The sequence below is a fragment of the Nitratidesulfovibrio termitidis HI1 genome (assembly GCF_000504305.1).
GTDB lineage: Bacteria > Desulfobacterota > Desulfovibrionia > Desulfovibrionales > Desulfovibrionaceae > Cupidesulfovibrio > Cupidesulfovibrio termitidis.
This window is the reverse complement of record NZ_KI632512.1, coordinates 3,603,259-3,616,254: the sequence shown is the minus strand read 5'-3', so window position 1 is coordinate 3,616,254 and position 12,996 is coordinate 3,603,259. Positions and strand designations below refer to the sequence as shown.

General features: G+C 67.9%; 9 protein-coding genes and 1 riboswitch. Of the genes, 1 reads left to right on the top strand and 8 read right to left on the bottom strand.

Going from position 1 to position 12,996, the window contains the following annotated elements; all coding sequences use genetic code 11:
- Window positions 1-9: 9 nt before the first annotated feature.
- The 8 genes from ribB to hflK all read right to left on the bottom strand — a co-directional run bounded on the left by ribB (window position 10) and on the right by hflK (window position 11,416).
- Window positions 10-723 carry a 3,4-dihydroxy-2-butanone-4-phosphate synthase gene (ribB, locus tag DESTE_RS14430; protein WP_051384485.1) on the bottom strand — a complete coding sequence of 238 codons (714 nt, stop codon included), beginning with the start codon at window positions 721-723 and terminating at the stop codon, window positions 10-12.
- 284 nt (window positions 724-1,007) lie between these two features.
- A riboswitch (FMN riboswitch) is annotated at window positions 1,008-1,167 on the bottom strand.
- Between the two features lie 576 nt (window positions 1,168-1,743).
- Window positions 1,744-2,394, bottom strand: coding sequence for an AAA-type ATPase lid domain-containing protein (locus tag DESTE_RS18600; RefSeq protein WP_281172063.1), 651 nt, complete (start codon window positions 2,392-2,394; stop codon window positions 1,744-1,746).
- Window positions 2,312-3,205, bottom strand: a complete 894-nt coding sequence (locus tag DESTE_RS14425) for a sigma-54-dependent transcriptional regulator (RefSeq protein WP_281172062.1) — start codon at window positions 3,203-3,205, stop codon at window positions 2,312-2,314. The genes DESTE_RS18600 and DESTE_RS14425 overlap by 83 nt, the downstream gene beginning before the upstream one ends.
- A gap of 272 nt (window positions 3,206-3,477) precedes the next feature.
- On the bottom strand, window positions 3,478-5,697 hold the full coding sequence (locus DESTE_RS14420) for a PAS domain-containing sensor histidine kinase (RefSeq protein WP_035068295.1): 2,220 nt from the start codon (window positions 5,695-5,697) through the stop codon (window positions 3,478-3,480).
- Between the two features lie 388 nt (window positions 5,698-6,085).
- Window positions 6,086-7,993 carry a response regulator gene (locus DESTE_RS14415; RefSeq protein WP_051384484.1) on the bottom strand — a complete coding sequence of 636 codons (1,908 nt, stop codon included), beginning with the start codon at window positions 7,991-7,993 and terminating at the stop codon, window positions 6,086-6,088.
- A gap of 276 nt (window positions 7,994-8,269) precedes the next feature.
- Window positions 8,270-8,965 (bottom strand): LexA family transcriptional regulator, encoded by a 696-nt coding sequence (locus tag DESTE_RS14410; protein ID WP_035068294.1) that lies wholly within the window; start codon window positions 8,963-8,965, stop codon window positions 8,270-8,272.
- Window positions 8,966-9,348: 383 nt separating this feature from the next.
- The gene (gene hflC / locus DESTE_RS14405) at window positions 9,349-10,203 is read right to left on the bottom strand and encodes a protease modulator HflC (protein WP_035068293.1); all 855 of its coding nucleotides are present in this window, start codon (window positions 10,201-10,203) and stop codon (window positions 9,349-9,351) included.
- Between the two features lies 1 nt (window position 10,204).
- Window positions 10,205-11,416 carry an FtsH protease activity modulator HflK gene (gene hflK, locus DESTE_RS14400; RefSeq protein ID WP_035068292.1) on the bottom strand — a complete coding sequence of 404 codons (1,212 nt, stop codon included), beginning with the start codon at window positions 11,414-11,416 and terminating at the stop codon, window positions 10,205-10,207.
- Window positions 11,417-11,499: 83 nt separating this feature from the next.
- On the opposite strand from hflK, the gene DESTE_RS14395 reads away from it, so the two are divergent.
- Complete coding sequence (locus DESTE_RS14395; protein ID WP_035068291.1) at window positions 11,500-12,894, top strand: phosphomannomutase/phosphoglucomutase; 1,395 nt, start codon at window positions 11,500-11,502, stop codon at window positions 12,892-12,894.
- The last annotated feature ends 102 nt before the right edge of the window (window positions 12,895-12,996 follow it).

The window sequence follows — 12,996 nt, the reverse complement described above, 5'->3', positions numbered from 1 at the left end:
ACCGTACCGTTACGCCATGTTCGCCCCCTTGCGGGAGAGCCCGTCACGACTCGTGCCATGGTTCATGTCCGCGTCATGCCGGGCGCGCCACTGGGCAAGCGCCTGCACTGTAAGTACGGGCATGTCCTGCCGCGCGCCAAAGGCCAGCACTTCCGGCAGGCGGGCCATGGTGCCGTCGGGGTTGGTCAGTTCGCACAGCACCCCGCAGGACGAAAGGCCCGCAAGGCGCATCAGGTCCACGGTGGCCTCGGTATGGCCGCGCCGTTCCAGCACGCCGCCGGGGCGGGCGCGCAACGGAAAGACGTGTCCGGGGCGACGCAGGTGTTCCGGCCGGGCGCCGGGTGCTGCCGCCGCCTTCACCGTGGTCACCCTGTCGGCTGCGGAAACGCCGGTGGTGACGCCTTCCGCCGCCTCGATGGTCACGGTGAAGGCCGTGCCGTTGCGGCTGGTGTTGCAGGTCACCATGGGCGGCAGGTCCAGTGCGTCGGCATGGGCATCGGTAAGGCACAGGCAGACGATGCCGCTGCCCTCGCGGATCAGCAGGGCCATCTGTGCCTCGGTCAGGGTTTCTGCGGCGAAGATCATGTCGCCTTCGTTCTCGCGGTCCTCGTCGTCCACGACAAGGATGCCGCGCCCCGCGCGCAGGGCGTCAAGGGCCTGCTCGACCGTTGCCAGAGGGGCCAGGGCACGCGGCGTGGCAGGCCCGGCCTGCGGCACGGGCATAACGGGGGACATGGGGGGGCCGGAGGTACCGGCCGCTGCGGAAGTGAGGGACGGCTGATTCATGGCGCATCTCCTAGGCTGGAGGTCCAGAATCAGGGCGTGTGGAAACGCGGCGTGACGGACAACCACGCGAACAACGCGCCGGGCAGGACACCGGGGCACGCGTCGCAGCCGCGCCCGCCGGAAGGCCATGCACCGGCACGCCGCACTGCGGCCATGCCGTCATGCGCTACGCCACGCCCCCTGGCGGACAGGGATTGCCCACGGGGTCGGCTGGCGTTGCGCCGCGTCCTCTTTCATCCGGACTGTTACCGTCGGCCCCGGCATCTCACCGGGTCTGCTGACCCCGCTCCACGACGGAACGGGCGCTCGCGGGCTCTCCGGCGCGGCGTGCCGCGCGGGAATACCGCCGGTGGGGACTTTCACCCCGCCCTGAGGATTCGGGCCGGATGCTACATCCACCGGGAACGCGATGCAAGCGCCACCAGGGAAAGGGGAACAGAGGGAGGCACGGATGATGACGGGGAAGGCGGCAGGTACCGCGCGAAAGAAACGCCATCCCCCATTTCTCCCCTCCACCGGCGCAAAAAAGTCGAAAGCCTTCTGCGGGACGGGGGGGGTGTCCGTACAGAAGGCTTCCGAAAGGGGGGATCTGAAGTAACACCCCGGACCTTGGGCGGATGGGGGGGGGATATCCGCCAGTGGTCCGGCACATCAGAGCCTGTGTTCGACTACGGGGGTCGGGGGGGGACCGCCGATATGGCTTGTGTCCCGCAGTCTTCTTTCCGTTAGCAAGCCGCGTGCCACAATGTGAGCAGCCACTAGCCGGAATTATTTTCCTTCAAAAACAAGTTGATACCAGAATCACAAACCCGTTCCCCCGAAGCGCGAGCTTTGATCGAGCATCCCGCTGTGCGAAATCGAACGTGCAATTTCGCACGGTAGGGCGTTCCCGCACATTATCATGCTGTACCCATCACAAAGGTAGGGTAATCCCGTATTTGCACAGGACGGGTGCGGCTACTTGGCCAGCCGCCGGTGCAGGGCAAACCGCGAAATGCCCAAATGCGCCGCCGCACGGCTCTTGTTGCCGCCAAACCGTTCCACGGCCTTGCGCACCAGGCCGTCCACCAGCGCCTCCACGTCGAAGGGGGCGTCGGGCAGCGTCAGGTTGTCCGGGTCCAGCTGCCACGAGCCGGGCTGTCCGGTGGTGACGGGCGCTGGCATGTCGGCCACCCCGTGTTCGTCCAGAAAGCTCAGGTGCCGGGCGGTGAGGGCGGGGCCGTCGTGCAGCAGCACGGCGCGTTCCACGGCATTTTCCAGTTCGCGCACGTTGCCCGTCCACGGGTGGCGGCCCAGCAGGCGCAGGGCGTCGGGCGAAAGCGCGGTGAAGCGTTTCTTCTTGCGCACCGCCTCGCGTTGCAGGAACAGCCCGGCCAGCACGGGAATGTCCTCCGGCCGTTCGCGCAGCGGGGGAATGCGCAGGTGCCCCACCCGCAACCGGTGGTACAGGTCGCGCCGGAACTGCCCGTTCTCCACCATGGCCGAAAGGTCGCGGTTGCCCGCGCAGACCACCCGGGCCTTGAATTCACGGCGTTTCACCCCGCCCAGCCGGTAGAAGCAGCGCTCTTCCAGCACCCGCAGCAGCTTGGGCTGCAGGGAAAGGGGCATTTCCGCCACTTCGTCCAGAAACAGGGTGCCCCCCCCCTGCCAGTTCCAGCTTGCCGGGGGAGCCCCCGGCGCGGCTGCCGGTGTAGGCCCCCGGCTCGTGGCCGAACAGCTCCGCCTCGAACAGCTCATGCGGGATGGCCGCGCAGTTCAGGGCGATGAACGGGGTGTCGTTGCCCGATTCGCCGTAGTGGATGAGCCGGGCCACCACTTCCTTGCCGGTGCCCGTTTCGCCCTCGATAAGCACGGGCACGGACGGTTCGGCATGGAACACCCGCGTCTCGTCCAGCAGCCCGGACATGGCGGGCGATGCCGCCACCACCTCGCCGATGCCGGTCACCTGGCGCAGCCGGGTGCGGGCCGATTCCAGTTCGCGGCGCAGGGTGTCGGCCCGTTCCTCCACGGCCTCGTCCAGGTGCTCGCGCAATTCCCGGTTTTCCATGAGCAGCGCCTGATGCTCGGCGCAACGCTCCACCACCGCCGCCAGCTCTCGGGCGTTGATGGGCTTGTTCAGGTAGTCGTAGGCCCCGCGCCGCAACGCCTCGACAGCGGTTTCCATGTCGCCGTGGCCGGTGATCAGCACCACGTCGGCCTCTGCGGTGGAGGGGTCTTCCTTCAGGTGCGAGAGCAGCGTCAGGCCGTCCATGCCGGGCATGCGGATATCGGTGATGATCAGCGGAAACCAGGTGGTACGGGCCTCTGCCAGCGCGGCCACGGGGTCTTCGAAGGGGGTCGGTTCGTACCCCAGATCGTGCAGGACCAGGCTGAGACTCTGGAGGCTGGGCAGATTGTCGTCGACGATGAGTATGCGCATGTGGATATCCTTTAGGCATCGTGATGGACGTCGGGGTGACAACGTCTTCTGCATCTGGCCGCATCTGGCCGCATCTGGCTGCATCTGGCCGCATCTGGCCGCATCTGGCTGCATCTGGCTGCATCTGGCTGTGGCGTGGGGCATCGCGCCATCCCCCCACCTCGCTGTCGGTCAGTCCGCAGTCTGTCGCATTCCGTCGGGCATTCCGGCCGGTCTGCCCGGCGTTCCTCGGGAGCGCGTCGCGCCCTCTCCCCCACACAGGGGACGAGCGCCTACCTGTCGGAGCCGGACCACGGCGGCGAGGCCTGGCGCAAGGCCAGGGTGAACGCGGCTCCGGTCATGGGCGGCTCGCCGCCGGACACGGAAATCTCGCCGCCCCATGACTCCACGAAGCTGTGCACGATGGCGAGGCCAAGCCCCAACCCCTTGTGCGGGTCCTTGGTGGTGAAGAAGGGATCGAACACCCGGTCTTCCAACCCTTGCAACCCCGGTCCGTTATCAGCCACGGTCAGCAGCACGCGGCCTGCCGGGGCCTCGCCATCGGCCGGGCTTCCCCCCTGCCTGGCGCCCGCATCCGGCGTGTCCGGCCTCTCCGGTCTGTCCGAAAGTTCCGGCCTGTTTGCCCGGTCTGCCCGATCTGGCCGGTCTGGCAGTTCGGGGCGCTCGGCCCCGCCGCGCTGAACGGGCCGGTACGCGGCTTCGATGCGAATGCGCCGGTCCTGCCCGTCCGCCGGTTCACGGGCATCCAGCGCATGCATGGCGTTGACCACCAGATTGATCACCACCTGCTCCAACTGCACCGGGTTGGCGCGCACGGCGGGCAGGTCCGGCGGCAGCACGCGCTCCACGGTCACCCGGTGGGCGCGCAGTTGCGCCCCCACCAGCCCCAGGGCCCGGTCCACCGCCGCCCCGACCTGGGTGGGTGAAAGAGCCGTGTCGCCGTGGGCCACCAGGGCCCGCATGTGGTCGATGATGTCGCGGATGCGCGCCGTCTCGCCAAGGATCAGCGAAAGCCGGGCCAACAGGGTTTCGCGGTCCGGCGGCCGGTCCTTTTCGGCCAGCATCTCCAGGCTGCCCGCGTACAGTTGCAGGGCCGACAGGGGCTGATTGATCTCGTGGGCGATGCCCGTGGCCAAGGTGCCCATGGCCTCCAGCTTGCGGGCGCGCTGCAACCGCTCCTCCACGCGCAGGCGGTCGGTTTCGTCCTCCAGCATGACGATGACCGAATCCACCCCGCCGTCGCCCGCCAGGATGGGGCACGACGTCAGGCGGTACGAGCGGCGTCCGCCGGAGCGGGCCGTGGTTTCCAGCCGCCATTCGTGGGTCTGCCCGTCGCGGAAGGTGGCCAGGCAGGCGCAGCCGGGACAGCGGGTGTTGTCCTCGCCGCAGTGCTCGGCCAGCATGCGGCACAGCAGTCCGCCGGGCGCGGCCGCATCGCCGAACCATTCGCGCAGGCGGGGGTTGGATGCGGTGATGCCCAGGGCCCTGTCCAGCACGGCAATGCCCAGGGTGAGGTTGTCGGTGATGGAGCGGTAGCGCCCCTCGCTGATGGACAAGGCCTCCTGCGCGCGCACCCCGGAGGTGATGTCGATGCCCAGCTTGAGCACCAGGGGCGATCCGTCCACGTCCTCGAAGGGATAGGAATAGATGCGAAAGGCGGAGCGGCGTTCCGGGCAGGCCCACTCGCACACGCACAGGGTGCGCGAATCGAACACGTCGAAGGGCGGGCACAGCGCGCAGGGCTGGTTCTGGCCCCGGATCACCTCGTAGCAGGGGCGGCCCACGCCAGGGCCGAACAGTTGGCGGAAGCCCCTGTTTTCATAGCGGATGGAATAGTCCGGTCCCAGCAGCACCACGTAGGCGGGCAGGCGGTCCAGCAGGTTGAGCAGCCGGGTCCGCTCGCTCCAGGCCGGGGCTGGCCCCTCGCTGGACTGGCTGGGCAGCGGGGTTGCCGTCAGGGTGGCGCAGAGCACCGGGCCTTCGCCGCCGGAGACAGCGGGGTCGCCAGCCACGCCAGTCCCGCCAGCCACGGAATCTCCCGGCGCGCCGAAGCCCCCAGACGCCCCAGATGCCCCGGATGCCCCAGACGCTCCGGACGCGACACCGCGCAAGGGGCGCGGGGTGACCAGCAGTTCCACCGGAGTGCCGGTTTCACCACGCAGTGACAGGGAATACGGCGTGGGCGCACCTGTCGCCTGGCGGTGCATTTCGCGCTCGAGCACGGAAAGGTTGCCGGGGGAGGACAGTTCGCCCACCAGGCGCGGCAGGAATTCCGACGCGGGCCAGCCGGTCTGGGGCAGAATGACCGAGGCCGCATAGCCGAAGCCGCTCGTGGACGCGGACGAGGCGGACTGGGCGGGCGGGCCGGACGGGGCGGACTGGCCGGACGGGTCGGGAGAATTCCTGGGAGCAGCATACGGCGCGCCGGGAACGTCGGCAATCTGGGACAGCAGCGCGGCCACGGGCGAGGGCAGGCGGCGCGGCAGGCGCATCACCCGGCCTGCAACCGTCAACCCTCCGGAAAGTCCGTCTCCTGCGGGCGCGGATGCAAGGCGGGACGCGTCCGGCGTGCGAGAGGCTTCATCCCCCTCGGATGGGACGGGCTGTGCCGCGTGGTCGTCCGATGCGTGCATGATGATGCCGCATAGTGTTCCTTTTCGCACACAGCGTCAAAAGCTGATTTTCGAAGGCAAAATAGTGCGATTTCGCACTCAGCGCCCGGCTGACTGGCAGACACAGCGCCACGGCATGCCACGCCAGGCCCCCATCCGGAAAAGAGCCGGGACAAAGGAGACACGCGGATCGGGGGACAGCGCGGCAAGGCCGGAACAGACCGGGATGACGGGGCGCACGATGAGGAGGGCGCCGCGGGTTGGCGGATCAGCCGTGCCGCACCAGTCCGGCCAGACGCGCCACCCGGTCGATCTCCTCGTGAAAGGCGGCGGGCTGGATGGGCTTGGCCACATAGCCGTCCATGCCCGCGGCCAGCATGCGGTCACGGTCGCCCGCAAGGGCATGCGCCGTCATGGCCACCACGGGCAAGGCCGGGCTGACGCCGGGGTGCATGGAATTGCGGATGCGGCGCAGGGTTTCGAACCCGTTCATGCGCGGCATCTCCATGTTCAGCAGCACCAGGTCGAAGCGCTCTGCCGCGAGCCGGGTCAGGGCCTCCACGCCGTCCTGGGCCGTTGCGCAGGTATGCCCACGCCGTTGCAGCAGGCGCGCGGCGATGGTGCGGGCCACCTCGCTGTCGTCGGCCACCAGCACGTGCAGCGAACGGGCCGCCGGTTCGTCGGACTGGGGCACGGCATGGTGCGAAACGGGATGGGGCACGGGCCGCCCGGCTGGCCCAACTTGCTCGAGTTGCCCAACTTGCTCGAGTTGCCCAACTTGCCAAGATTGCTCATATTGCCCTGATGTTTCACCGGGCTGCGGGCCCGATGGCGGCGCCGGCTGAAGCGGTGACGCCGATGGAACCGCGCCAAGCTGGCGGGCCAGTGCGCCGGGTGTGGCCACATATCCCCGCCCCGCCGGGGAGCGCTGCCCAGGCACGGGAGAGGCATCCGAGGCCCGCCGCCGCAACGGGGGCTCTGCCTCTGCCTGGGGGACGGGCGCAGGGCGCAGGCGGCACGTGAAGTGGAACGAACTGCCCACACCGGGCGTGCTGCGCGCCCAGATGCTGCCGCCCATCATGCCCACCAGCTGGCGGCAGATGGACAGGCCAAGGCCCGAGCCGCCATACATGGCGCCCGTGTCGTCCGAAGCCTGGGCGTACAGTTCGAAAATGGAATCCAGCCGGTCCTCGGCGATGCCGATGCCGGTATCGCGCACGGTGAACAGCAGGGTGGCCCCGCCCGGCTCGCCAGGAGGAAACAGCGACTCGAACAGGCTCGGCGGCGAGGGCACCGGCGCGACCTCCACCGAAACCACGCCCGCATGGGTGAACTTCACCGCGTTGCCCACCAGGTTGGCCAGCACCTGGGTCAGCCGCACCTGGTCGCCCGCCAGCACGGGGGGAATTTCCGGCGCAACCCGCCACGACAGGGCCAGGCCGCGCCGCGCCGCCTCCGACTGCACCGAGCGCATCACCTTGCGCACCACGGCCGCAGGTTCGAAGGGACGTTCCACAAGCCGGATCTGCCGTGCCTCCAGCCGCGAGAAGTCCAGCACGTCGTTGAGCAGGGCCAGCAGCGTCTCCGCCGATTCCAGCACGGTGACCAGATGGTCGCGCTGTTCCTCGTCCTCGGTCGCCTCCAGCGCAAGGTCGGTCATGCCCAGGATGCCGTTGAGCGAATTGCGTATCTCGTGGCTCATGCCCGCCAGAAAGGCGCTTTTGGCGATGCTGGCGTTCTCGGCGGTGCGCCGGGCCTCGTCCAGGTCGCGCACGGCGCGGTGCTTCAGCAGGGCCACCTCGATGGTGGAATGCAGTTCGCGCTCTTCGAAGGGCTTCACCAGAAAGCCGAACGGACCGCAGGCCTTGGCCCGCTCCAGGGTAGCCGCATCGGAAAAGGCCGTCAGGAACACCACGGGCACACCGTACTGCCCGGCGATGCGCCCAGCCGCCTCTATGCCGTCCATGGGACCGCGCAGGCGGATATCCATCAGCACGAGGTCGGGCCGCAGCTCTCCCGCCATGCGCACGGCCTCTTCCCCGTCGGCGGCCATGGCGGGCACGGCATACCCCAGGCGTTCCAGGGTGCGCCGGATGTCCAACGCCACGATCTGCTCGTCATCGACGATGACCACCGAGGGGCGGGCCGATTCCGGAAGGGACTGCTGTTGCGTCATGGGCGCTGTCCGCGACGGTGAAATGGTTGCGATGGAACCGGAGCAGGGCCGGGCGACGGCACGGCGGCAACGTGCGCGCCGGGCATATATGCGTCAGGGTATGACGCGTTTCCGCATTCAACGCAAGGCATCCGGGGTGCGCAGCACCCTGCCCGTACCGGTTTTCCCCCATTCCGGAACGAAAAGGGGCCGCGCCGTTTTCACGGCACGGCCCTTTCGGAGTGGCCTTGTCATCTTTCGCGTCCGCGCGTCTCGCGCAGCCACGGAAAAAGGCGATCAGAAGCGTTGCAGCACCCAGGCCACGCGGCCCACGATGCGTTCCGCATGCTTGTCCACGGGCAGGTATTGTTCTGGGTGGGCGGGGTTTTCGGAACGCAGCACGAAGCGGGCCTTTTCCGCATCAAGGAAGATGCGTTTCAGCGCCACGCCCTCGTAAGGAACGTACACGCCGTACAGTTCACCGGACACGACATTCTTCTGCGCCGTATCCAGCCCCACATACGCGCCCTTGCGCACCAGCGGTTCCATGCTCGAAGCATCCATGCGCACCACCTGCACGGAGGGGCCGGAGTACGACTGCGGCACGGACAGCTTGCCGATGGCCTTCAGCGGGCCACCGCCCTGTTCGGTAACTTCGCAATGCATGGAATGCACGGTCACCACGCTGCTCTTGGCATCCGGGTCGCCGTAGCGGGCCGGATCTTCCAGCACCATGCCCGCTGCCGGGGCATCCAGGGGCTGATAGCCCTGCTCGGTGCGCAGGTACATGGGGCCAGCAGCCTTCTTGAGCCAGTCGGGGTTCAGGCCGAACTTCTCGAACAGCTTCATGTACCAGTCGGAGGGCACCGAATTGCGGCGTTTGGCGTCGGAAATGCTGGACTGCCGGATGTCGAGCACCTCGGCAAGCTCCACCTGCGTACGCGTATTGGTGGCCAGCTTGATGCGTTCAAAAACTTCTTCAAAGGTGGACACGGTGTTCTCCCATTCAAGAATTACGGCCCCAAGCCGCGACCCGGCGCGGCGGAAACCGGTCCCCGGTGCGTGCGCGCTCCGCGTTCCAGGCGGTTGCGGTGCGTCTTTGCAGTGTTGCCTCGCACGGAACGAGCGACACGTCAATGCCGTGATGCGGGCGCTCGCCACCATATGGCTGCACCGCATCGGCAACGTTGCGTCGCTCGCTGCCGCCCGCGCTCCGGGGCGTTACGCCCTATAGCAATACAAGAACGGTGCCACCAATGGATAGAGTCATGATTTCCGGGGGTAGCATCCTGTATAGCGCAACGCGCTTTCCGGTATCAGGACAACGGCGCGTAACATGTTACACTTTTCTGGGCGAAAAGTGTAACAATGCTACACTACCGGCCCTGAAACTGTTTCAGGAACGGGTCGCTGGGGGTGAGAATGATGCGCGTGTTGTCGCGGAACACCTTGCGATAGGCATCCAGACTGCGCTGGAAGTCGTAGAACTCCGGCGACTGCGAAAGCGCTTCGGAGAATATCCGGGCGGCGTCGGCATCGCCTTCGCCCCGCAGGATCTCGGACTTGCGGGTGGCCTCGGCCATCAGCACGGTCCGCTCGCGGTCGGCTGTCGAGCGAATCTTGGTCGATTCTTCCTGGCCTTCCGAACGGTACTGCTTGGCCTGGCGCTCGCGCTCGGCGCGCATGCGGCCGAAGATGGCGCGCTGGTTCTCCGTGGGCAGGTCGGTGCGCTTGATGCGCACGTCGATGATCTCCATGCCGTACTCGCGCAGCAGTTCCGAGGTACGGGCCGTCACCGCGCCCATGATCTCGGAACGCTTGGACGAAACCACCTCTGTCAGGGTGTTGCGCCCCACGAAGACGCGCAACTGTGAATACACGGTGTCGTCCAGGCGGGCCTGGGCGCCGGGAATGGTGCGCACGGTGCGGTAGAAGGTCAGCGGGTCGGTGATGCGCCAGCGGGCGTAGTTGTCCAGCACTATGGCCTTCTTGTCGCTGGTCAGCGCCTCGGCGGAGCGGGCGTCGTAGTCCAGAATGCGCGCGTCGAAGTAGACCACGTTCTGGATGAACGGCAGCTTGAAGTGCAGACCCGGCAGCACCACGCCGCCCACGGGTTCACCCAGCTGCAGCACGATGGCCTTCTGGGTCTGGTGCACGCTGTACATGCACTGGCTGCCCATGACCAGCAGCGCGGCAAGGGCGATGAGCACGGTTATGGTACGGCGTTCCATGCTATTCGCCCCCCTTGCGGGCCGGGCCCGCGTCGCCACGGGGCCGCGCCCCGTCCAGCGGCAGATAGGGCAGCATGCGCGCCCCCGCCTCGCCGGGGATGATGATCTTTTCCATGCCGGGCGCGGAAAGCACCTCTTCCATGGCCTCCAGGTACAGGCGCTTGCGGGTCACGTCCTTGGCCTTGTTGTATTCCTTCAGCACGGCCAGAAAACGGTTGGCCTGGCCTTCCGCCTCGCGCACGCGGGCCTGGCGGTACGCTTCGGCCTGGTTGATCACTTCCGCGGCAAGGCCGCGGGTGCGGGGGATGATCTCGTTCTGGTAGGCCTCGGCCTCGTTGATGATGCGGCTCTTGTCCTCGCGGGCGCTGGCCACATCCTTGAAGGCGTCGATGACCTCTTTCGGCGGGTGCACGTCCTGCATCTGCACGGCCAGCACGCGCACGCCCACCTGGTAGATGTCCAGGATGTCCTGCAACAGCGTAAGGGTTTCGTTCTGGATGAGCTGCTTGCCGTCGGTGAGCGCGGCGTCGATGCGGCTGTTGCCGATGACCTCGCGCATGGCGGCCTCGCCCGCGCTGCGCACCACGGCGGAAGGATTGGTGACGTTGAACAGGTACTGGACGGGGTCCTTGATCTGGAACTGGATGCTGAACTGCACGTTGACGATGTTCTCGTCACCCGTGAGCATGGCGGCTTCCTCGGGCACGATGCGCCCGCCCCCCTGTTGGAAGGACGAACCCTGCGCCAGCGAGCGGAAGCCCACCTCGGCGCGTTGCACCTGGGTCACCTTGGGGGTGTACACCGATTCCACGGGGAACGGCAGGTGGTAGTGCGGGCCGGACTCCACGGTGCGGTCGTAGCGGCCGAAGCGCAGCACCACCCCCAGTTCGTCCGGCTCGACGATGTAGATGCCCGACGCCGCCCACAACAGGACGAACACCAGCGCCACCACCTTCCCCGCGGGGAAGGGGTATTCGCGAAACTTGCGGAAGGTCTCGCCGAGCTTCTCGAAGTCCGGTCCGGAGGGGTCGTCCCAACCGCCGGGGCCTCCGGGGCCGCCAGAGCCACCGGAACCGCCAGAGCCACCGGAACCGCCCGAGCCGCCGGAACCACCTTCGTCCCCGTCGCCGGAGCCGCCGGACCCGCCGGAGCCTCCGCGCCACCCGGAGTGCCGCTGCCGTTTTTCTTGCAGTTTTTCCCAATCCCAGTTCATAATACCTCAAAAATAGGGCAGATGTGGAGTGCGGTCAAGGCATGACGCCGATTTGCGGCCCCACCCCGCCTGCCGGAGCAGCCATGAAACCGATTTCCGACCGCCCGTTCCGGGCCTATGACATACGCGGCATCGTCGATGCCGACTTCGACGCCGAATGGGTGGAGCGCCTGGGACGCGCCTGCGGCACCTACCTGCTGGAACGCGGCATCGACGCCGCCGTGGTGGGCCACGACTGCCGCCACAGCTCACCCGCCTACCACGACGCGCTCACCGCCGGGCTCATCGCCTGCGGCATCGATGTCGTCAGCATTGGCATGGTGCCCACCCCCCTGTTGTACTTTGCCGTGCGCCACCTGGACCGCCAGGGCGGCATCATGATCACCGCCAGCCACAACCCTCCGGAATACAACGGCTTCAAGGTGTGGGCCGGGCAGACCACCATCCACACCACGGAAATCCGGCGCATCTACGAAATCTTCGCCGCCGGGCGCTTTGCCTCGGGCAAGGGCGTGGGCTGTACCGTGGACATCGTGCCCGCCTACATGGAAGCCGTGACCCAGCGGGTGCAACTGGCCCCACGCGCCCACGGCCCGCTCAAGGTGGTGGTGGACGGCGGCAACGGCGCGGGCGGCGAACTGTGCGCCGAACTGCTGCGCCGCCTGGGCGCGAACGTGATCGAGCAGTACTGCGACCCGGACGGCGCCTTTCCCAACCATCATCCCGACCCGGTGGTGGAAGCCAACATGCGCGACCTGATGGCCCGTGTGGCCAGCGAAGGCGCGGACCTGGGCATTGGCCTTGACGGCGACGCCGACCGGCTGGGCGTGGTCGACGCGCAGGGCCGCCTGCTGTTCGGCGATGAACTGCTCTCGCTCTTCGCGCGCGACCTGCTGGCCCGCGTGCCCGGGGGCGAGGTGATGGGCGACGTGAAGTGCTCGCACCGCCTGTTCCGCGACATAGAGGCCCACGGCGGCAAGCCCGCCATGTGGATCACCGGCCATTCGGTGATGAAGGCCCGCATGCTGGAGGTGGGCGCGCCGCTGGCGGGCGAGATGAGCGGTCACATGTTCTTCAACGAGGGGTGGTACGGCTTCGACGACGCCATCTACGCCGCCGCCCTGCTGCTGCGCATCCTGTCCGCGTCCGACGTGCCGCTGACGGCCCTGCCCGGCTGGCCGCCCTCGCACGCCACGCCCGAACTGCACATGACCTGCCCGGACGAGGTGAAGTTTGCCGTGGTGCGCCGCGCGCAGGAACATTTCCGCGCGCTGTACGACGTCAACGAGATCGACGGCGCGCGCATCACCTGGCCCGACGGCTGGGCACTGGTGCGTGCCTCGAACACCCAGCCGGTGCTGGTGCTGCGCTTCGAGGCGGAAACGCCGGAGCGACTGGCCGAAATCCGCGCCCTGGTGGAAACGCCGCTCACCGCCTGGATAGCCGAAGCCCGCGCGGGCACGGACGCCACCGCGTGATCCGGGTCCATCCGCTCGCCCCTGCCAGCCGGACTTGCCGGTCAGCCAGAAGGACTCACCAGGCAGGCAGCCGGACTCACCAGTCAGGCCGCCGGGCCCGCA

Bases quoted from the DNA above. Each gene is read 5' to 3' on its own strand.
- ribB (WP_051384485.1), bottom strand. From the start codon at position 723: ATGCCCGTGCCGCAGGCCGGGCCTGCCACGCCGCGTGCCCTGGCCCCT.
- DESTE_RS18600 (WP_281172063.1), bottom strand. From the start codon at position 2,394: ATGCCCCTTTCCCTGCAGCCCAAGCTGCTGCGGGTGCTGGAAGAGCGC.
- DESTE_RS14425 (WP_281172062.1), bottom strand. From the start codon at position 3,205: ATGCGCATACTCATCGTCGACGACAATCTGCCCAGCCTCCAGAGTCTC.
- DESTE_RS14420 (WP_035068295.1), bottom strand. From the start codon at position 5,697: ATGCGCCTGCCGCGCCGCCTGCCCTCGCCCGTGGCCGCGCTGCTGTCC.
- DESTE_RS14415 (WP_051384484.1), bottom strand. From the start codon at position 7,993: ATGACGCAACAGCAGTCCCTTCCGGAATCGGCCCGCCCCTCGGTGGTC.
- hflC (WP_035068293.1), bottom strand. From the start codon at position 10,203: ATGGAACGCCGTACCATAACCGTGCTCATCGCCCTTGCCGCGCTGCTG.
- hflK (WP_035068292.1), bottom strand. From the start codon at position 11,416: ATGAACTGGGATTGGGAAAAACTGCAAGAAAAACGGCAGCGGCACTCC.
- DESTE_RS14395 (WP_035068291.1), top strand. From the start codon at position 11,500: ATGAAACCGATTTCCGACCGCCCGTTCCGGGCCTATGACATACGCGGC.